This window comes from Alkalihalobacillus deserti, from assembly GCF_020734105.1.
Lineage (GTDB): Bacteria > Bacillota > Bacilli > Bacillales > Bacillaceae_D > Halalkalibacter > Halalkalibacter deserti.
The window spans coordinates 508,961-529,528 of the sequence record NZ_JAJAFR010000002.1; the positions used below are offsets into that span (position 1 = coordinate 508,961).

The window sequence follows — 20,568 nt, forward strand, 5'->3', positions numbered from 1 at the left end:
GGATATAATCGTTGGACATCGTAAATTGGGTGAATCAGAGCACGATCATCTTATCTATCCTTGTGGTTTTAATTATTTGGGGAAGCTTTCTTTACATCGGTTTTCGAAATCTAGGTTTTCAAACTATGTTTCGCTCCTTAACCGTTTTTGGGTTATTTTTTGTATGGTTGTTCATTATAGCCATTCATAATCAATTATCATCAAAGAGCTCGCTTGATAGTTATAAGCCAATCTTTCACGTGGGTTATATCGTATTTATTTTGACCTTACTTTCTTTATGGAGAGTGGTTCGTTTACATATAGATGGGACTTTACGTCATTTATTTAAGAAACGAAACTATCGTCTTTTAATGATTCAGCCATCACGTACAGTATCTTTTACATCACCTTCGACTGTAGCCCTGCCCAAACAGGGAAACATCATCCAATCTCAATCTTATGGCACGATTGGTTCAGGGATCGCAATAACTACGACTTGTTTTGTTAGTTGTGCACTACCAGCTATTTACCCGATCCTTGTCACTTTATTTGGTTCCGCTACAGCAGAACCTTTATCACGGTTATTACAAATCAGTCAGGTTATTTTGTGAATTTGATACAAATGGCAGTCTTATCGGTAATGGTAGGGAGTGTCGTTTTTGCTGGTCATCGTTTAAGACTCCTTCAAAAACGTACGAACGATGTCAATCTCTGACTTTTAGATATATAACTAGGAGGGAATTAACAATGGAAAACTTAGCATATTATTTGCCGCTTTTAGCATGTCCTTTGATGATAGTTGTATTGTTCTTCTTTATGAAAGGTATGATGAAAGGGGATAATAAGTCAGAATCTATTGAGTCACAAGTGCAGCTTCAGAAAAATATGAATGATTTAATGGAGCAGAATAAAAGATTAATGAAAGATTTAGAGGAACTAAAAAGAGCTAGATAACCTGAATGTCTAAAGCTAGCAGAACATGGGCTGCTAGTTTTTCATGTGAATGGCCAACATACAATTTGTCTAATTAATCTGCTCGAATTCAAAGGAGGGACTTGTTATCTATGATGTAACACTCTTACTAGCCTTTGGCGCTGGTTTGTTATCATTTATTTCCCCTTGTAATCTGCCCTTATATCCAGCCTTTATCTCATATATTACCGGGATGTCGACGGATCAATTAAAAAAGGGAAAAAAGGGGTTACCAAAGGAAGCTATTTTTCATACCATTTTTTTCTTATTAGGATTTTCGCTTATCTTTATCGTGTTAGGAATGTCCACTTCACTAATTGGAACCTTTTTTATAAAATACAATGATTTCATCCGTCAAGCAGGGGCCATTCTTATCATCTTTTTCGGATTAGTCATCCTTGGAATGATCACGCCAAAATTCTTAATAAAAGAAAAGAAATTTTCACTAAAAAATCGCCCCACCGGCTACCTAGGTTCAAGTTTTATTGGGATTGGATTTGCGGCTGGATGGACCCCTTGTGTTGGACCTATTTTAGCATCGGTGATTGCTTTAAGTGTTTCGAATCCTGGTTCGGGGCTGCTTTATATGATGGTATATAGTTTAGGATTTTCGATTCCATTTTTTATCATGACTTTTTTTATTGGAAAACTAAACGTAATAAAGAAACATACTCAAAAAATTGTGAAGTTTGGCGGGTATATGATGATTTTGATGGGAATTGTTTTATACTTTGATTGGTTGGCGAAAATGACATCATTTTTAGTGAATCATGTATTTAACGGTTTTACAGGTTTTTAATTATGAATAAAAATTCTATTTCATTACCAATTAGGAGTTACTCTACTTAAGGAATTAAAAAATGATACGGAGGAAGTAACATGAGACAATTACAATATAGCCTTGGTACGCTGCTAACTTTGCTTAGCATACCCTTTACCGCTTTAGCACATGGAACGGAAAAAGAACACCAACAAGAGCTTTTAATGAATACGATGTTAAAAAATGGACTTATTGCATCTATAATCTTATTGGTTGGTCTTATTGCTGTTTGGTACTTTGTGAATAAGAAAATGAATACTTTGTACGTGAAAAAGAAAGAAGAAAACAGTAAAAGAAACAAATTAAATAAATTGTCAAAAATAGTTTTAATCATTAGTGTAATTCCTCTGTTAGCAGCCATTATTCTTGGATTCATTCTAAAAAACCAGAATGCAGATGACTCAGTAACCTTTATGCACATCCATGGATTAGACTACACGAGTGATGGACAAGAGATTTATGTTCCGGCTCATGATGGGTTAAAGATCTATGCGGATGGTGTGTGGTCTGATCATACAGAAGGTGAGCCTCACGACTACATGGGCTTTTCGATGGTGGAAGATGGCTTCTATAGTAGTGGACATCCAGCTCCTGGTTCAAAAATGGCAGATCCATTTGGGATCGTGAAGAGTACGGATAAGGGAAAAACATTAGAGGTTCTTGATCTATACGAAGAAATAGATTTCCATGGCATGACTGTCGGATATAACACAAAAGACATTTATGTATTTAATCCATCACCAAATTCAAGAATGGATCAACCGGGCTTTTATTTTTCAACAGATGAAACGAAAACGTGGAATCAAAGCAAACTAGAAGGATTGGTAGGAAAAGCTTCTACGTTAGCTACGCATCCAACTGAAGAAGGAATCGTTGCAATTGGAACAGATGCTGGGGTGTTTATATCTCAGGATTATGGAGATTCATTTGAACCTCTACTCGAAAATGTGAATGTTACAGCTGTGTCTTTTGATCATAATAATTCTCTATTGGTGGCTGTTCCAGGAAAGGGATTGTCCATTAGTTTAGATGGTACGAACCAAACGGATCTAAATATTCCTCAATTAGATAATGGAGATGCAATTGCTTATGTGAGACAAAACCCAAAGGACGTAAACGAATTTGTCTTTGCCACTTTTAATAAGGATATTTTCCTTACGAAAGATAGCGGTGAAACGTGGACAAAGATTGTTGATCAAGGGATTGCAAAATAGAGAAAGTTGACTAAATTCTAATAGAAGTACGCTCAGGTATCCGAGCGTACTTCTATTAGATGGAAAGAGGATTTTAGAATGCTTATACAAAAGATGCAAAATCAAAACATATTTATAGCACTTGCTACCCTTTTTGTAACATTGGGATTTGTTTTTAAAGGAAGTGACGTGCATGCTCATTCAGATGTTGAAGAGGCCATTCCGAATTTTAATGAGATAGTAGAGTATTCACCGGATGAGATAGAAATCTTTTTTGCAGATCCTGTTTCTGTTTATTCTGAGTCCGTAAAAATTATTAATTCAGATGGACAGGTTATTCAAAAAGGGAAACCAAACGTCGATCCATCTAACAAACGCCACGTCGTATTCCCAATCGATCACCCTCTACCTGCTGGAAGATACACAGTAGACATTCTTGCGGTGGCAATGGATGGGCATGAAATCAAGGAGCAATACCAATTTCAAGTTATTCAAAAAAGATTGGCAGACTCGGAATTTTGGTCAAATTTTAAACTAACAGAATCTTCGCCATCTGATGGAGAAATTCTTTCAATCTCTCCAACTAAAATCACATTTATGTTTTCCGATATCGTAGAACTTGATGTTGTGGGATTATACGATGATCAACAAAAAATGATTCCACTCGGAAAAAGTTATCCGGATCCTACTAATCCACGAAAATATATTATCGAGCTTAAAAATGAATTAGAAGAAGGAACATATGAAGTAAATTGGTACGTACAAAAAGATAATAAAAGTAAGAATGGGATCTTCTATTTTGCGGTCGGTGAAGTGACATCCATCACACCAGCAGAAGGTCAAATCAAAAGATTGGAATGGATAAAGGAATTCGATTTTGTGGAGATTGCCAGTTGGCTCTCTTATTTTGGGGTTTTCATTTTATTCGGTGGAGTCTTTTTTCAAATCTTTATTTCAAAAGGAAGTGAATACACTGGGCGTTGGAATAAAGTAAAGTCAATTGCTTACCTGGTCAGTATAGCAGGTTTTATCGTTTTATTTACTGCCCGCATGTACGACTTGAATAATATTTCATTCATTGAATTTTTGTCCTTCCAATTTGTTTGGGGAATGCTGTTACAGCTATTGCTGGTTGTGATTGCCTTGTTTCATAGGACAAAAAGAACAGTAGAATTTATTCTCCTTATTGCTACCATCTTAATTTGGGCTTTTTCTGGACATGCCGTTTCTGAAAGATATGGGGGCATACTCTCAATTGGGTTAGATGCTATCCATTTATTTTCTATTGCTATTTGGATGGGAGGGTTATTTGCGCTGCTAGTTATGCTCCCTAAGAATGACAGCAAACAGTGGTTCAAAGAGAAGGGTAAGCTATTTTCAAAATATGCATTGGTTAGCATTGTGATTATGTTTGTTACTGGAGTAGGAATGCTATTAAAATATATTCCATCTTTCACGCTAGAAAGTTTGCTAATCAGTTATTGGGGGAACTTTCTCTTTATTAAGGTTATCCTCTTTGTCGGAATTTTAGGCTTGGGTTTAGCACAAATGATTTATATTAGGAGAAACGTTAAAATAAGAAAGTTTCTTTCATTAGGGACAACTGAATTTGTCATTGGTTTACTCATTATTTTCTTTGCTACCTCCTTAGTTAATGCCACTCCTCGAGCAGCAGAGCAAGGAATTTATCCAAAAGGAAATGAACAAGATAGCAATCTTTCTGTCATGATTACCCCACTTAAGCTAGGTTATAACGATTTAATGATGACGTTTGACGATGAGAAGGAAGTTAAAGACGTTAACGTCAAATTGTCTATGCCCCCATTTTTCAATCGAACGATTGCAGCATTTCCGATGGGAAATGGAGTGTATATGGTAACAGGAGGGATCTTACATGGTTCAGGTACAATTGACCTCGAGATTTATATCACCAACACAAACGGAACTGAGGAGGTAATCCCTTATGAAATTCAGGTTCCTGGGGAAATGTACGAGCGATGATTGATTAAAATTCTTAAGGATATTTCGTTTAAATTTAACTAATGAATTGCTTTGTTAGATTTGTGGTAATGTTTTCCTTAAACTATTGAATCTGCTTAAGCTATTTTTATTTCCAATAGTAATAGGGCAGCCCACCGGCCGTTAATTGGAAATTAAGGGAGTAGAATGTGTTAAAACTTAGCGAAAAACTATTGCTTGAATCATATAAAAAAGCCATTGAGTTAAATGTCAATCAGGAATTCCTTATTCTGTTAGAGAAAGAGATTTTGAGAAGGGGAGTTTCTTCATCCAAGGTCGGAAAACATGTTCACAAGGAGGCACAATAATGAGTATTAAAAGTCAATTTGAGCTAGCAAAAAAAGAGTATGAGCAATGGGGTATTAATGTTGGTTCACACGAATTTTACTTAAGTTATGCATTGAAAAATAATAAGCTCTGCTTGCTTGATACAGGACATTATCATCCAACTGAAATGGTATCAAATAAAATTTCTGCGATGCTTCTATTCAATGATAAGTTAGCTCTTCACGTTTCAAGACCCGTTCGGTGGGATAGTGACCATGTTGTTACATTCGATGAGGAATTAAAGGAGATCGCCTTAGAAATCATTCGTAATGATGCACTCAATCAAGTGATGATCGGTCTTGACTTCTTTGATGCAAGTATTAATCGGATTGCAGCCTGGACAATTGGTACACGGAATATGGTTGAAGCATTACTCTATGCGATGTTAATGCCCAATGAGAAATTAAAAGAATTACAGGGAAATGGAGATTATACGACGAGACTTGCTCTTCTTGAAGAATTTAAGACATATCCATTTGGAGCAATCTGGAACTATTACTGTGAAAAAATGAATGTACTAGTAAAAGAACACTGGTTAAAAAATGTTGCAGAATATGAGGAAAAGGTTCTTCTAAACGAAAATAATTAACTAGTTGCAGTTAGGCTTGATTTTTATTAATAAGCTTGACTGCATTTTACTTATTAAATGCTATTAATGCTACATTTATTTGTCTGAGAATGTTAAGATTTGCACAGAAACAAAAAAGATCAAAATTATACAAATATATAAGAAGATAGAGATTAGAGGTGACGAAATGCTTGTAGCAGAAAGGCATGAAAAAATTACAGCTCTAGTTAATGAGAAAGGAAGCATCCGTGTTTCTGAACTAAGTCAAATTTTTAAAGTGACAGAGGAAACGATCCGTAGAGACTTAGAGAAGTTAGAGAATGAAGGAAAACTTCAACGAAGTCATGGCGGTGCTGTTAGTATCAAGGAACAAGATATCGAAGCACCATATTTCGAAAGAGAAATAAGGAATGTGAAAGAAAAGATGGTAGTAGCAGAAGAAGCCATTAAATTTGTATCAACAAATGATCGAATTATTTTAGATGCAAGTACCACTGCATGGTATATGGCAAAAAGGTTACCGGATCTACCTTTAACTGTGTTAACCAATTCGATGAAAGTAGCAATGAAGTTAGCAAATAGGGAAAAATATCTGTCATTACAGTAGGTGGTGCCATGTTACAAAAGTCACTATCTTTTGTTGGACCACAAACAAACAATGCATTGGAATATTATCATGTTAATAAGGCGTTTATCTCTTGCCAAGGAATTCATATAGAGCGTGGAATAAGTGATTCGAATGAAATGCAGGCACTAGTCAAAAAGAAAATGATTGAAATATCAGATGAAATTTATTTGCTTGCCGATTATTCAAAGTTTGGAGTTCAGGCTTTTTCACGAGTAGATTCTATACAGGCGATTAACTATATTATTACAGGTTCAAAAAAGAAACAAGAACAAATCCAAGATTTTAAGGAATTATCGATTAAAGTTATTCGCTCTTAAGAGGTAAACAGCAATATTTTGAAATGAGGGAATGTCATGAGAGTATCCTTGTTTATTACGTGTTTAGCAGATGTGTTTTATTCAGGAGTTGGCAAAGACGTGATTGAAATTCTGGAGCGCAATGGGTGCGAAGTCGTGTTCCCTGCGAATCAGACGTGCTGTGGGCAGCCAGCATACAATAGTGGCTATCATCAAGATACAAAAGACGTTGCGAAACATATGATTAAAACATTTGAGTTGGCTGATTATGTTGTCACGCCTTCCGGTTCATGTGGTGCAATGATCCATGAATACAGTCACTTGTTTCATGCTGACGAGGTATGGAAGAAGAAAGCCGACGAATTAGCTAAAAAGACGTTTGAATTTACGCAATTTCTAGTAGATGTACTTAAAATTGAGGATGTTGGGGCGGTATTCAACCGGAAAGCTACGTACCATACATCATGTCATATGACCCGTCTTTTAGGTGTGAAGGATGCACCTATGAAACTATTAGAAAATGTAAAGGGTTTAGAGTTTGAAAGTCTTCCGAGTAAAGAAACATGCTGTGGCTTTGGAGGAACATTTTCTGTAAAAATGGTACCGATTTCAGAACAAATGGTTAATGAGAAAATCGAACATATAGAGGAAACAAAAGCAGATGTTTTGATTGGTGCTGACTGTGGCTGCCTTATGAATATTGGTGGCAGAATTGAACGTCAAGGTAAACCAATAAAAGTGATGCATATTGCACAAGTGTTGAATAGTAAGCAGAACAATTAGGAGGTGAATAAAAATGGCCATGAAAATCGGAAAAGAAAAGTTTTTTGAACGAGTCGATAAAGGGTTAAAAAACGATTTTATGAGAAAAGCAGTCAGCTCTGCGCAAGGAAGGTTAAAAGATAGAAAAGTAGATGCCCAAGAAGAATTAGGAAATTGGGAGGAATGGCGCAATTTATCAGAAGAAATCCGCCAACATACGCTCGAGAACCTAGACTACTATTTGGATCAACTCACAGAAAAGGTTACAGAACGAGGAGGTCACGTCTTCTTTGCCCAAACAGCTGAGGAAGCAAATGAGTATGTTGCAAGCGTTGTCAAAGAAAAAAAGGCAAAAAAAATTATAAAATCGAAGTCAATGGTTACGGAAGAGATTAGCTTGAATGAGGCGCTTGAAGGGCTTGGTTGTGAGGTCATTGAGTCCGATTTAGGAGAATATATTCTTCAACTCGATGATCACGATCCACCCTCTCACATTGTGACACCTGCTCTGCACAAGAATAAAGAGCAAATACGCGAAACCTTTTCAGAAAAAAAAGGCTATACACAATCATCTAAACCTGAAGAACTTGCTTTATTTGCTAGAGAAGAGCTCCGTGGAGAGTTTTTAACTGCCGACATTGGAATTACTGGTTGTAACTTCGCCGTAGCTGAATCTGGTGCTATTTCTCTTGTTACTAACGAAGGAAATGCTAGACTCGCAACTGCTCTGCCTAAAACTCAAATCACGGTGATGGGTATGGAGCGCATCGTTCCAACTTGGGAAGAGCTTGATATTTTAGTGAGCATGCTTTGTAGAAGTGCAGTTGGACAGAAACTCACAAGTTATATTACTGGCTTAACGGGTCCGAAAGAAGATGGGGACGTTGACGGACCTGACGAATTCCACCTTGTCATTGTTGATAATGGAAGATCCAATATTTTAGGGACAGAATTCCAGTCTGTGCTCCAATGTATTCGTTGTGCTGCTTGTATTAATGTTTGTCCGATTTACCGTCACGTTGGTGGTCATTCCTATGGTTCTATCTATCCAGGTCCAATTGGTGCAGTTCTTTCACCACTTTTAGGAGGATACGACGACTATAAGGAGCTACCTTATGCGTCGACTCTATGTGGAGCATGTACGGAGGCATGTCCTGTGAAAATTCCACTTCATGATTTACTTGTGAAACACCGTCGAAATATTGTGGAAGAGGAAGGGAAGGGTGGATTTGGTGAAAAGCTTGCGATGAAAGGATTTTCAATAGCAGCCAGTTCACCAACATTATATAATATTGGCTCGAAGATGGCGCCTACAATGATGGGGCCTTTTTCAAAAGAAGGGAAAATATTGAAGGGACCTGGTCCGATTAAACCGTGGACAGATATTCGTGATTTTCCAGAACCAAGTAAACAAAGTTTTAGAGAGTGGTTTAAACAACGTGAGAAGGGTGGCGACAAGTAGTGGCAACGGGAAGTATTCAAAACAAAGAGCGTTTTTTAGATCAAATAGCAAAAAATTTAGGCCGTGAACGTCGAACAACACCGGTCTCACGTCCAGTATGGAAACATCAACCGCAGCATGAAATATTCAAAGGGTTTAGCCAGGACCAATTAGTAGAAGTACTAAAAGATCAATGTACGAATATTCATACTTTAATTGAAGAAGTGACAACAAAATCTTTAAATGGAGTTCTAGAGAAAGTAATTGAGCAATTGGAAGGAAGGTCAATTGTGAGTTGGGATGATCCACGCTTTGAGGAATACGGTGTCAATCATTACTTTCAGAGTGCTGCTGCCAAAGGAATAGATGTCCATACATGGGATCCTAGTGTTGGAGAAGAAAACATTATCAAAGCTGAAAAAGCAGATATCGGGATTACTTTTTCTGATATGACATTAGCTGAATCAGGTACGGTGGTCTTGTTTAGTGATAAAGGGAAAGGTAGATCGGTAAGCTTACTTCCAACTAATTATATAGCCATTATTCCTAAGAGTACGATTATTCCGCGGATGACACAAGCAACAAGCTTTATTCACCAAATGCAAGAAGAACAAGGAAAGGTACCTTCCTGTATCAACTTCATATCGGGACCAAGTAACAGTGCGGACATTGAAATGAATTTAGTTGTTGGTGTCCATGGTCCTGTTAGAGCATATTACTTGATTGTTGAAGATAAATAACTAAGCTTACGAATTAATTTATTATGGTAAGACCTTCAAGGTCACTTCAGTACAAGCTCGTCCAGCGGCAAAGTTAGTAAATTTACATCTGATATCTTTTTAGAGTATAAGGAAAAAACCGTTAATCTTAAATCGATGTATTCATGATAAAAGAGTATTAACGATTGTTTCAAAAATGCTCAAAGCACCAATAAAGGGCATTGGAGTCCCAGATAAAGGAACTCCGCATGGGGGCTTATCCAAAGCTTTGGATAAGCCCCCTTATCAGTAGTAACTCGTTATCAGAAGTAAAAGCTGGAAAAGCCTGGTATAAGGGGATTTACTCTTCATTTACTTTGGATAATAATCTGAGGAAAAAGCTGGATTTCACACATTTTTAAAGATGAAAAGTATACAATTCCATCTGATAATAGCAATTTTAGTAGCTTTTTATAGTAGTCTAAATAATGGACACGTCAAAATGGATTGATATATATGGGATTGATTATAATGTAAATTAACCAATATAAAGGACGTGTTCACTATGGGGCAACACCATGATCATGAGTATAAAGAATATGTGGCGAAATTAATTGTTGAAGAGGGAAGAGTGGCACGTGAGGTAGCATATGAACTGGAAATTCCTTCTACAACCATACACAGATGGGTTCAAAAGTATAAGCAGAAGGTGCAAGCGGCGAAAGAACCATCGGAATATGTGACTCCGTCGGAATTAGAAAAGCTTAAAAAAGAACATCTAAAAGAAGTCGAAAAGCTTAAAGAGGAGAATGAGATTTTAAAAAAGGCCATGCACATCTTCACGAAAAACCAGGGTTGAAATTTCGTTTCATTCATACCCACCGAGATGAGCACTCGGTTGTGAAGATGTGCGAGATCCTTCGTGTTTCAAAGAGTGGGTATTACAATTGGTTATCTAATCAAAGTGGGGAACCTACTGAAAAAGAAAAAAGAAGAGAAGAACTCAAACAAAAGATACAAAAATCATTTCACGAGAGTTTGGGTACGTACGGAAGCCCTAGAGTCCATGATGACTTGATAGAATGGGGTTATACAGTATCTCAAAAGACAATTGCACGTTTAATACAAGAAATGGGTTTAAAAGCGACGCCAGAGGAAAAGTACGTAGTCACCACAGATTCCAATCATGACCTTCGAATTTTTCCAATGCACTAAAGTAAAATTTTAATATAGATAATCCTAATTTATAGTTTACATGTGTTTGATACCGAAACAGTAGAGTGTGATGTTTTTCTTCATTCACTAGAAAAAATAATCCCAAGCAAAATTGAAAAAACACAAAGCGAGGGAAAATTCGTTACCACGAAATGCCGAAAACAAAACGTTATGATTTATACCAATATTATGTGTACAGTTGCTTAAACAAGATAATAAACGATTTGTTTTCGGTGTTACCTTGTGAAAGGGTATTTATTAACGGCATAAGTGGTTCTTATGAAAATCATCAGCTAATTTTATCTTCTGTTGTGGAACGAAAGGAACATAAACAAAAAAGGTGTCCAAAGCGTACACTAGAGAAACATCGACACATGGTAACGTTTAAAATGAGAAGTGGTTTCTATCCTTTATATACGGTTTTTTCCCCACAACTTTTAAAGGGGGAGGGATAATATGGATTATTTTGGGGAGAAAAGGTGTAAAGGGGAATGGTTTGATATAACGGAGAAGGAGTTAAGGTCGATCCAAAGAGAAGATTATCCAAGAGAGATTGAAGATTCTATAAAAGGATACTGAAGAGCGAATACGTTGATATTCGCTTTTTATAATTTATTGAGTCATTTAGTTAATCTTATCAAAAACGTATATTCCACATGCTGATGCTTTCATATGGTAAGGAGTGCGTATTTTTGAAGTTTGGTCATGATTGTATAGAACCTAATTTTTGTATTGCGTAGTAGACGTATACTGCGCAATAAGATAACTTCTATTTCAGATGACTTTGTGAAAGAATGTATTTAAAGTAAACGGTAGCATTCCTGTAATAAAGTGTTTATGGATTAATCAACATTTTATAATTTTAATCGAATATTTTATTAAATAGCTAAATTGTATTGACAATAGATACACAAACCTATACAGTTGATAATGGTTTTCATTATCGATAATAGGAGGATAAACTTTTTATGGTGAACAAAAAAAATAAAAAACAATTTTTACTTATGTCAGTAATGCTTCTTGCTTTATCTATGGCTTTACTTGGTTGTTCAAATGAATCAGTAGATAAAGAAGGTGCAAATGCTTCAAGTGAAAGTAGCAATATGATTACTTTTGCTTGGCCAAGGGATGTAGGCGCAATGAATCCACATGTCTATAATCCAAATCAATTATTCGCCCAATCTATGGTATATGAACCTTTAGTAAGCTACCAAGATGGAGGAGAACTAAAACCACATTTAGCAGAATCTTGGGAGATCTCTGAAGATGGGACAGAATATGTATTCAACTTACGTCAAGATGTAAAATTCTCTGATGGCACAAGCTTTAATGCCGAGATTGTGAAAAAGAACTTTGATACTATATTAACAAATTTAGACCTACATAGCTGGTTAGGATTTATTCCAATGATAACTCAAACAGAGGTTGTTGATGAGCATACATTTAAATTAACATTAAAGGAACCTTATTATCCTACTATTCAAGAATTAGCTGTTGTCCGCCCAGTGCGATTCCTTGGAGAAGCTGGTTTTCCTGAAGATGGTGACACTTCAGAAGGTATAGCACAACCAGTTGGAACAGGCCCATGGGTATTGGATGAATATAAAGTAGATGAATATGCTATATTTAAACGTAATGAAAATTACTGGGGTGAACTCCCAAATGTAGAGAAAATTCAAGTCAAAGTTATTCCGGACGCTGAAACGCGTGTACTTGCTTTTGAAAAAGGTGATTTAGACCTTATATATGGTGAGGGAGTTATTAGCTTAGATGCATTTAAACAATTAGAATCGACAGAAAACTACGAAACTAGTGTTTCTGAACCAGTTGCTACTAGACAGCTAGTGATGAATACAAATAAAGAGCAGCTTTCAGATGTACGTGTTCGTCAAGCATTACATTATGGGTTTAATAAAGAAGCAATGGTTGAGGGTGTAACATCTGGATTGGAAGAGAAGGCTGACTATATCTTACCAACAAACTTCCCTTACACTTCAAATGTTGATGTAACGACGGCTGATTATAATGTTGAGAAAGCGAACCAACTATTAGAGGAAGCAGGCTGGAAACTACCAGAAGGTAAAAATATTCGTGAAAAAGATGGGAAACCACTTGAATTTGAGATAATGTATGATTCTGCTGAATCAATCCAGAAAGTAATGGCTGAAACATTACAATCTGAGTGGGCAGGATTAGGTGTGAAATTAAATATTGTTGGAGTTGAGCTTGCTACTCAGGTTGAAAGATTCAAAGCGAATGAGTTTGATATGAACTTCTTCAGTAACTATGGGGCTCCATATGACCCGCATACTTTCGTAAATATCGTTGCTACAAAAGGATTTGGGTTTAGAGAAGCAATTTCATCCTACCCCAATACAGAGGAGTTACTGAACCAAATAGATGAAGTTAAACAAACAACGGATGAAAATGAACGTCAACAGCTATATACAACAATTTTAGGCTCACTACAAGATCAAGGTGCAATTGTACCTATATCTTATATTAAGAAAATAGCAATTTATCAAAAGAATGTTTCAAATTTCACATTCCCTGCTAATCGAGATGAACACCCATTTACAGGAATTAGTGTAAACGAGTAAGCGACAGGAGAGGTTTTCATGGGTACTTATGTCTTTAAAAGAATAATCACCATCATTCCAATTTTCCTTTTAGCTACTTTGCTAACATTTGGTATGATTCACTTATCACCAGTGGACCCAGCTGAAGCATACTTTACTGCAGCACATATCCAAGCAACAGATGAGATGTTGGAACAAAAGAGACATGAGTTTGGCTTAGAACAACCTCTCCTAATACAATATGTAAACACCCTTATTAAGATATGCCAATTTGATTTTGGCATATCTTATATTACGAATAAACCTGTATGGGAAGAGATAACCTCTCGAATGCCAGCAACTATTCAGTTAACTATAGGCAGTCTTTTGATTACAATCTTAGTAAGTGTTCCTATTGGGTTTTTAGCTGGTATAAGGAAGAACAGTGGAATTGACCATTTTAGTAGACTCCTCTCTTTTATAGGGGCATCCATCCCATCGTTTTGGCTTGGATATTTATTTATTTTTTTCTTTTCTGTAAAACTGGACCTTTTCCCAGTAGAAGGTACAGGAACCTGGAAACATTTAATTTTACCTTCAGTCACGTTGGCTTTTCCTTTAATAGCTTTATATACTCGCCTGTTACGTGCAAGTGTCCTTGAAAATTTACAAGAGTCTTATGTGCTTTTTGCGAGGACGAGAGGAATTCATGAAAGGATCATAATGGGAAAGCATGTATTAAGAATTGCCATTTCTCCTATGATTACTGGTCTTGGAATGAATTTAGGAAACTTAATGACTGGAGCTATTATTGTCGAGGCAGTCTTTTCGTGGCCAGGGTTTGGGCGGTATTTTATTGAGGCTATTTTTAACCGTGATGTTCCTGTTATTCAAGGCTATGTGCTATTAGCAGCGGGAATATTCCTTATAAGCAACTTAATTGTTGATCTTATCCAAATGTATATGGATCCACGTATTTCCAGAAAAGGAAGGCAGTATCAATGATAGCAATGTTTCGTGGTATATTAAATAGTCAAAAAGTGATTGTCATATGTTCCCTAATACTGTGCGTATTATTTTTAATAGCATTGTTGGCTCCGTGGTTGGCACCTAACGACCCTATCGCTGTTAATTTAGCTCATAAACTACAGCAACCTTCTTTGGATTACCCATTAGGAACAGATCATTTAGGTCGATGTACGTTTTCACGTATCTTATATGGGGCTCGAATTTCGCTAGGGTTTGCTTTGTTAATTTTTATTTCAGCTTTAAGTTTTGGTTTAATAATTGGTATCATATCTGGGTATAAAGGTGGTTGGGTTGATCAATTGTTAATGAGAATCGGTGATGGTCTGATGGCAATCCCAAGCCTTTTGTTTGTTCTTGGTTTTGTTGGTATTTGGGGAGCGGGTCTTAAACAGGTTATTTTAGGATTAATCCTCGTACAATGGGTTTATTACGCAAGGGTAATTCGAGGAATGGTTCTAAGCCTTAAGGAACAGAACTATATTACTGCAGCTAAAATAAGTGGTTCTTCTACATGGACCATCATAAAGACACATATTATTCCTAATGTTCTTCCATCATTAGCGGTAATGGGAACATTAGAAATGGGTTGGGCGATTATGAATTTATCATCAATGTCCTTCTTAGGATTAGGTGTACAACCCCCTACACCAGAGTGGGGGGCAATGATTCATGAAGGGAAGTCATATATCAGAACGAATCCAGCATTAATGATTTATCCAGGCTTAATGATTATGATCGTTGTTGTTACGTTTAATTTATTAGGAGAAGCACTATCAGAACGTTTTGGAGTTAAACGTCGCTAATAAAAAGGAATGTTTAAAATGGAGACAAAAGAGCGAAATATTTTAAATGTGAGAGACTTGCAAGTACAAGTAAGATCCAAAGAAGGTTTGTTTACTCTTGTTAAGGATATAAATTTTGGAATAGAAAAAGGGAAGATTTTAGGGCTTGTTGGGGAAAGCGGCAGCGGGAAAACCGTTACAAGTATGTCTATCTTGCAGTTACATGATAGGAAAAAAGTAGATATTAAAGGAAGTATTACTCTAAATGGCCAGGAATTAAATGGTTTAGACAATAAAGAAATGCGGAAAATTCGGGGGAAGGATATTGCTTTTATTATGCAAAATCCGATGAATGCTTTTACTCCAGTATTTACAATAGGCTATCAATTTGTTGAAACGATTAGATCTCATACCTCGTTAAAGAAAAAGCAAGCAAAGGAACTTGCGATTGATGTGATGCAAAGTGTAAATTTGCCAGAACCTGATAAACTATTGAAATACTATCCTTTTCAATTGAGTGGAGGCATGCTTCAACGAGTGATGATTGCCATGGCTGCAGTCTTACATCCATCCGTCATTATTGCTGATGAACCAACTACAGCTCTCGATCTTCATAACCAATTATTAGTCCTTCGTCTATTAGATGAAATTCGTAATAAATATGAAACATCGATTTTACTCATTTCTCATGATCTAGGAGTAATCTCAGAAATGGCAGATGAGGTAATTGTGATGAAAACTGGAAGAATTGTAGAAACTGCAAATGTGTATCAATTATTTGATAATCCACAACATGAGTATACAAAGAGGCTCCTAAATACAAGACCTACCTTAAATCTTGAACAACAAACTATCACCCATATGTTGTAATAGATAGATTATTTTTTGAAAAGGGTTGAAATAAATGAGCTTATTACAAGTAAAAGAAGTAAGTCATAGCTATAATTCTAAAAAGCTCTTTAAATGGAAAGACCAATCACAAAAAGTGCTAAATGATATTTCCTTTTCTATTGAAGAAGGAACTTGCTTAGGATTACTTGGTACAAGTGGAGCTGGTAAAAGCACTTTAGGAAAAGTGATTCTTGGCATACAACGTCCACAGCAAGGTCAGGTTTTGTTTCAAGGTCATGATATCTATAAAGCAGATAAGCTTAATCGACAAAAGTTACGTCGCGATCTGCAAGTTGTTTTTCAAGATTCATATTCATCGGTTAACCCTCGATTGACAGCGGAACGTATTATTAGCGAACCATTAGAGAACTATGAAAAGTTAACGGTAGGAGAACAAAGAAGAACGGTTATTGAATTGTTGGAAAGAGTTGGATTAAGTGAACATGATCTAAGGAAATACCCGCATCAATTTAGCGGTGGACAATTGCAAAGAATTAATATTGCTAGAGCAATAGCACTTAAACCTAAGTTAATCGTCCTTGACGAATCGGTTAGCAGTTTAGATATGGTTACACAAAGTTTAATTTTAGATTTATTAAGCGAATTAAAACATGACTTTGGATTATCGTATCTTTTTATTACACATGATATTAAAGCTGCCTTCTCGATTTCTGATAATATTGGTGTACTCGAAAAAGGAGAATTGATTGAGCTCTACAATTCCAAAGATCGGTTTTTTTCCTCACAACATCCTGTTGTGAAACAGATGAGGAAATCTATTCTAGCTGAGCACCCGCGTTATCGTTCCATTTCAATAAAGGCAAAACATGTCATATATTGATTCATATAGCATAAATACTGGAGTAGAATAAAACGAGGGGTAGAGTCACAACATATCAAAATGTGACTTTTTTTAAAAGTTTACTTATCTTACTGTATTTCACTAGTGTTGCATTAATTTAGTTTGAATATTAAAAAGACTCAAAATCTTCAATAATCTAATTTTGTGCAAAGAAAAAGTCCTTTATAATGGATAAAGTCAGGTGGTAACCCGTCCAAATCCACTAAAAAAGGACCAACGCATGGACAAGATTACACGAAAAACTTCATTTGGACAATGGTTTTCACCGATTAATCTTCAAGTTTTTGAAGAAAATGTGAAAACAATGAAATTAGATCGCTATACGAAAAAATTAACGACAGATATTTTCTTGAAATTATTACTTTTTGCGCAGCTCCAAGAAATCGAAAGTCTACACGCATTGGGCGATTCCCTATTTGATGACCAGCTTCAAAAAGGCGTTGATCTTGATTCAATTAGCATTTCACAGCTGTCACGTCGATTAAACGGCATGAATCCAGATATCTTCCAGCTACTTTTCCTTGATTTAGTGTCACAAATTCATATAAAAACGCATGCCACCAAACTCGTGATGCCCTTAAAAATCATTGATTCAAGCACATTACCACTCAATTTGACGAATCATCGGTGGGCAAAGTTCCGTAAAACAAAGGCGGGTGTAAAGGTACACCTGCGCCTTGTATTTATGGAAAAAGGAACATCTTACCCAGAGAAAGCCGTTCTGACAACCGCGAAAGAACATGATCGAAGTCAACTTGAAGTACTGGTAGATGACAAGAAATGCATGTATGTGTTTGACCGTGGCTATCTTGATTACGAACGTTTTGACCGCATGACAGATGAAGGTTATTTTTTCTTATCAAGACTCCGAAAGAACGCCGTCATAAGGGAAATGTATGACTTCAAACTAGAAGAAGATACCTCAGTTTTGTCGGATCAAATGGTGTGGCACGTCGCAAAATCGTTCAGAAAACTTTTTTCGATTACTAAAAGTACTTGATTCAAAAGGAAATGAACTACACTTGATCACAAATCGTTTTGATTTGAGTGCCGAGGAAATTTCAGAGATGTACAAATCGCGCTGGGCGATTGAATTATTTTTCAAATGGATTAAACAGCATCTCAAAATCAAAAAGTTCTACGGTCAAAGCGAATGGGCGATTCACAATCAAGTGTTTATCGCACTGATCGTCTTTTGCCTCCATGTTCTCGTGCAACTCGAAACGAAAAGTAAGCGTAAAATCTTGCAAATTAGTCGTTATTTAAGGGCTGCATTGTGGAAACCGACATCTACTTGGCTTCGGAAAATCGATCCCTTAATAAGCAAAGTATTGTCGTCCTACTAGTCTAATTGTAAATATATTCCAAATGGATGGAGCCACTTTTGTTTGAGTATTAACTTTTTGGCTCTAAATAGAAAATAAATTTAAACTGAAAATCCAGTCATTATTTATGCGACACTAGTGTACGTATATCTTAAATTAATATTAAAAAATACCACGCTCTAAACTGGGATAGAAGTGGTATTTTTTTCTTGTGAACCTAGGAGATTTAAAGGTGGCTTTTTATTAAAAGGAATGAAAAGGGAAAAGAAGCAAAATGAAAAAAAGAGTTTATATACAATAAACAATTAAACCATTTGGTATTTCTTTTATGATTTTAGATACTCCTAAGGTTGTTCTCTTTATTGAAACTTTGTTGAAGTAAACACTGCTACATCTTTTTTATCTGCCATCACTATTCAACCCATGTGGAGTGCTGTTCACTACTAACTTATGAAGGTGAATAAATGATGTAACAGTGAGTTAAGGGCCTTTTTATCAATTGAAAGGCTCTAATGTTCTTAAAAGAATTTTATGAAGAGGGACTAATTTTGGAGGTTTCCACTTTTCTGTAAAAAATTGGGATACCTTGAAAGTGATTTAGCAATTTCCTCCCCCAGTACTAACAGATGTTGATATAACGGTACCTACTAGTGTAGGTGCCGCTATTTTGTGTTATATACAAAAGCACTAGTGTTGCATAAAACCATATAATTATAGTTTGAATATTCTGTCTATATATCACTCCGATAAATGAGCTAAAAAGACAATCCCAAGCGAGAGGAGGCACTGTCCATTTGGTGAAATTATACATTTACTACTCTAGCAACATCGACTTGTACTCGTTTATGGACTTCCTCTTTGCTCAATGAATCCGAGCCATACTCTCGCTGGTCTCCACATGGTTGCCTTGAGCCATCGGGTAATCCGTAATAATGTTGGTTTTCCTTCGGCTTCCAGTTGAACAAGTACATTCAGGCAATACGTAATTAATGCAAGGAAAATTTGATTGTGTACAGCTTGTTCGCTGTATCCAAAAAATGTTTTTATTTCGACGTGCTGCTTTAACCATTTGAAAAATAACTCTATTGCCCGTTCGTGATCAAACGTATGGGATTTCCTTTCGAATCGACCGTTTCAAGGATTCGAAATACATTTTCAGTACGCTTTTGTGTTGTACCAATGTACGCTATTTTATCTGATGTAATCGGACTACCTTTAGGTAAAGAATAGGATTCAACCTCTCTTATGACGGCATTCTTTTTCAGTCTTGAAAGAAAAAAGATTCCTTTATCAAAGTACCGATCAAACCGTTCATAGTCGATATATCCACGATCAAACACCTACATGGCATCTTTGTCATCAACGAGAATCTCCAGTTGATTCCGATCGTGTTCAACGGCATTTGTGATAACGGCTTTATCAGGATAGACCGTATCTTGATCGACAAAAACCAATCTAAGATGAAGTTTGACACCACCCTTGCTCTTCCGAAATGTAGCCCAGTTACAACGGGTAAGGTTTAGCGGTAGGGTAATTTTCAAAGGAAATGGTGGCTGATATTGGTTTGTTTTCATCTGAATCTGCCGAACTAATTCAAGAAAGACGATGGAAAACAGCGATGAATCTATAGCCCTGTTTTTACGAGAAAGCTGGGAGACACTGATTGATTTGATCCCCAGTTCTTTCTGTAAGTTTTCATCGGCTAGTTCTGCATTCAACGCATGAAGGCTTTCCACTTGTTTCAAGTGTGCATAGAGAAATAGTTTTGTAAAAGAGGAAGTTGATCATTTCTTCTTATATTTATCCAGTCTATTTTTTTACTTGTTCATCAAAAAGTTTCATTTTTATGGGTGCAACCCATTTACCAAATGAAGACAATCGTGTATTCTTGTCCATAGTTATTATCCTTTACGTTGGATTTGGACAGGAACCGCCTGTACTTCCATTGTAAAGGATTTTTTTATGCACGCATGAACTGAAATTTGAATATTAGGTGTATTTTGAATCTTGAAATAACATTTGTGCAACACTAGTGATACAAAAGCTATAAAATAAAGTTTTACTGTCTCATCTGAATACCTTTTATTCTTTGTTTCCCCAAAAGCTTCTTGTATTTGCTCTCCCATTAGACAATCTGGAATACCGATACTTCTTTTATGTTACTCTTTCCAAAGTTTATATGTAGTAATTAATTATTCGTACT

General features: G+C 36.2%; 17 protein-coding genes and 4 pseudogenes. 20 read left to right on the plus strand and 1 reads right to left on the minus strand.

Annotation, left to right across the window (positions count from 1 at the left end; all coding sequences use genetic code 11):
• Nucleotides 1-11 precede the first annotated feature (11 nt).
• From LDX58_RS06115 to LDX58_RS06205, 20 genes and pseudogenes are all read left to right on the plus strand, one after another.
• Nucleotides 12-590, plus strand: a complete 579-nt coding sequence (locus LDX58_RS06115; protein ID WP_227935951.1) for a hypothetical protein — start codon at nt 12-14, stop codon at nt 588-590.
• A 136-nt stretch (nt 591-726) separates the two neighbouring features.
• Nucleotides 727-933, plus strand: a complete 207-nt coding sequence (locus LDX58_RS06120) for a DUF2933 domain-containing protein (protein ID WP_227935952.1) — start codon at nt 727-729, stop codon at nt 931-933.
• A 106-nt stretch (nt 934-1,039) separates the two neighbouring features.
• Nucleotides 1,040-1,750, plus strand: coding sequence for a cytochrome c biogenesis CcdA family protein (locus tag LDX58_RS06125; RefSeq protein ID WP_227936002.1), 711 nt, complete (start codon nt 1,040-1,042; stop codon nt 1,748-1,750).
• An 80-nt stretch (nt 1,751-1,830) separates the two neighbouring features.
• On the plus strand, nt 1,831-2,985 hold the full coding sequence (locus LDX58_RS06130) for a F510_1955 family glycosylhydrolase (protein WP_227935953.1): 1,155 nt from the start codon (nt 1,831-1,833) through the stop codon (nt 2,983-2,985).
• Between the two features lie 78 nt (nt 2,986-3,063).
• A complete protein-coding gene (locus tag LDX58_RS06135; protein ID WP_227935954.1) occupies nt 3,064-4,965 on the plus strand; it encodes a copper resistance CopC/CopD family protein in 1,902 nt (633 codons plus the stop codon).
• Nucleotides 4,966-5,132: 167 nt separating this feature from the next.
• A complete protein-coding gene (sda, locus tag LDX58_RS06140; protein WP_227935955.1) occupies nt 5,133-5,291 on the plus strand; it encodes a sporulation histidine kinase inhibitor Sda in 159 nt (52 codons plus the stop codon).
• 59 nt (nt 5,292-5,350) lie between these two features.
• Nucleotides 5,351-5,899: pseudogene (locus LDX58_RS06145) on the plus strand (L-rhamnose isomerase); the annotation flags it as partial.
• Between the two features lie 166 nt (nt 5,900-6,065).
• Nucleotides 6,066-6,823: pseudogene (locus tag LDX58_RS06150) on the plus strand (DeoR/GlpR family DNA-binding transcription regulator).
• A gap of 36 nt (nt 6,824-6,859) precedes the next feature.
• The gene (locus LDX58_RS06155) at nt 6,860-7,585 is read left to right on the plus strand and encodes a (Fe-S)-binding protein (RefSeq protein WP_227935956.1); all 726 of its coding nucleotides are present in this window, start codon (nt 6,860-6,862) and stop codon (nt 7,583-7,585) included.
• Nucleotides 7,586-7,598: 13 nt separating this feature from the next.
• Entirely contained in the window at nt 7,599-9,026 is a 1,428-nt protein-coding gene (locus LDX58_RS06160; RefSeq protein ID WP_227935957.1) for a LutB/LldF family L-lactate oxidation iron-sulfur protein, read from the plus strand.
• Complete coding sequence (locus tag LDX58_RS06165; protein WP_227935958.1) at nt 9,026-9,745, plus strand: LutC/YkgG family protein; 720 nt, start codon at nt 9,026-9,028, stop codon at nt 9,743-9,745. The genes LDX58_RS06160 and LDX58_RS06165 overlap by 1 nt, the downstream gene beginning before the upstream one ends.
• A gap of 523 nt (nt 9,746-10,268) precedes the next feature.
• Complete coding sequence (locus LDX58_RS06170; RefSeq protein ID WP_227935959.1) at nt 10,269-10,562, plus strand: transposase; 294 nt, start codon at nt 10,269-10,271, stop codon at nt 10,560-10,562.
• Between the two features lie 47 nt (nt 10,563-10,609).
• The gene (locus tag LDX58_RS06175; RefSeq protein WP_227936003.1) at nt 10,610-10,918 is read left to right on the plus strand and encodes an IS3 family transposase; all 309 of its coding nucleotides are present in this window, start codon (nt 10,610-10,612) and stop codon (nt 10,916-10,918) included.
• A 456-nt stretch (nt 10,919-11,374) separates the two neighbouring features.
• On the plus strand, nt 11,375-11,497 hold the full coding sequence (locus LDX58_RS25860; protein WP_265416573.1) for a hypothetical protein: 123 nt from the start codon (nt 11,375-11,377) through the stop codon (nt 11,495-11,497).
• Between the two features lie 425 nt (nt 11,498-11,922).
• Nucleotides 11,923-13,518 carry a nickel ABC transporter substrate-binding protein gene (gene nikA, locus LDX58_RS06180; RefSeq protein ID WP_372459118.1) on the plus strand — a complete coding sequence of 532 codons (1,596 nt, stop codon included), beginning with the start codon at nt 11,923-11,925 and terminating at the stop codon, nt 13,516-13,518.
• 18 nt (nt 13,519-13,536) lie between these two features.
• A complete protein-coding gene (gene nikB, locus LDX58_RS06185) occupies nt 13,537-14,481 on the plus strand; it encodes a nickel ABC transporter permease subunit NikB (RefSeq protein ID WP_227935961.1) in 945 nt (314 codons plus the stop codon).
• Nucleotides 14,478-15,308, plus strand: coding sequence for a nickel ABC transporter permease subunit NikC (nikC, locus tag LDX58_RS06190; protein ID WP_227935962.1), 831 nt, complete (start codon nt 14,478-14,480; stop codon nt 15,306-15,308). Before nikB ends, nikC begins: the two co-directional genes overlap by 4 nt.
• 18 nt (nt 15,309-15,326) lie before the next feature.
• Nucleotides 15,327-16,157, plus strand: a complete 831-nt coding sequence (locus LDX58_RS06195) for an ABC transporter ATP-binding protein (protein ID WP_227935963.1) — start codon at nt 15,327-15,329, stop codon at nt 16,155-16,157.
• A 34-nt stretch (nt 16,158-16,191) separates the two neighbouring features.
• On the plus strand, nt 16,192-17,019 hold the full coding sequence (gene nikE / locus LDX58_RS06200) for a nickel import ATP-binding protein NikE (protein WP_227935964.1): 828 nt from the start codon (nt 16,192-16,194) through the stop codon (nt 17,017-17,019).
• Between the two features lie 241 nt (nt 17,020-17,260).
• Nucleotides 17,261-18,386, plus strand: a pseudogene (locus LDX58_RS06205) (IS4 family transposase).
• 822 nt (nt 18,387-19,208) lie between these two features.
• On the opposite strand, the pseudogene LDX58_RS06210 reads toward LDX58_RS06205, so the two are convergent.
• A pseudogene (locus LDX58_RS06210) lies at nt 19,209-20,261 on the minus strand (IS4 family transposase).
• Nucleotides 20,262-20,568 lie beyond the last annotated feature (307 nt).

Bases quoted from the DNA above. Each gene is read 5' to 3' on its own strand.
- LDX58_RS06120 (WP_227935952.1), top strand. From the start codon at position 727: ATGGAAAACTTAGCATATTATTTGCCGCTTTTAGCATGTCCTTTGATG.
- LDX58_RS06130 (WP_227935953.1), top strand. From the start codon at position 1,831: ATGAGACAATTACAATATAGCCTTGGTACGCTGCTAACTTTGCTTAGC.
- LDX58_RS06135 (WP_227935954.1), top strand. From the start codon at position 3,064: ATGCTTATACAAAAGATGCAAAATCAAAACATATTTATAGCACTTGCT.
- LDX58_RS06155 (WP_227935956.1), top strand. From the start codon at position 6,860: ATGAGAGTATCCTTGTTTATTACGTGTTTAGCAGATGTGTTTTATTCA.
- LDX58_RS06160 (WP_227935957.1), top strand. From the start codon at position 7,599: ATGGCCATGAAAATCGGAAAAGAAAAGTTTTTTGAACGAGTCGATAAA.
- LDX58_RS06170 (WP_227935959.1), top strand. From the start codon at position 10,269: ATGGGGCAACACCATGATCATGAGTATAAAGAATATGTGGCGAAATTA.
- LDX58_RS06175 (WP_227936003.1), top strand. From the start codon at position 10,610: ATGTGCGAGATCCTTCGTGTTTCAAAGAGTGGGTATTACAATTGGTTA.
- LDX58_RS25860 (WP_265416573.1), top strand. From the start codon at position 11,375: ATGGATTATTTTGGGGAGAAAAGGTGTAAAGGGGAATGGTTTGATATA.
- nikA (WP_372459118.1), top strand. From the start codon at position 11,923: ATGTCAGTAATGCTTCTTGCTTTATCTATGGCTTTACTTGGTTGTTCA.
- nikB (WP_227935961.1), top strand. From the start codon at position 13,537: ATGGGTACTTATGTCTTTAAAAGAATAATCACCATCATTCCAATTTTC.
- nikC (WP_227935962.1), top strand. From the start codon at position 14,478: ATGATAGCAATGTTTCGTGGTATATTAAATAGTCAAAAAGTGATTGTC.
- LDX58_RS06195 (WP_227935963.1), top strand. From the start codon at position 15,327: ATGGAGACAAAAGAGCGAAATATTTTAAATGTGAGAGACTTGCAAGTA.
- nikE (WP_227935964.1), top strand. From the start codon at position 16,192: ATGAGCTTATTACAAGTAAAAGAAGTAAGTCATAGCTATAATTCTAAA.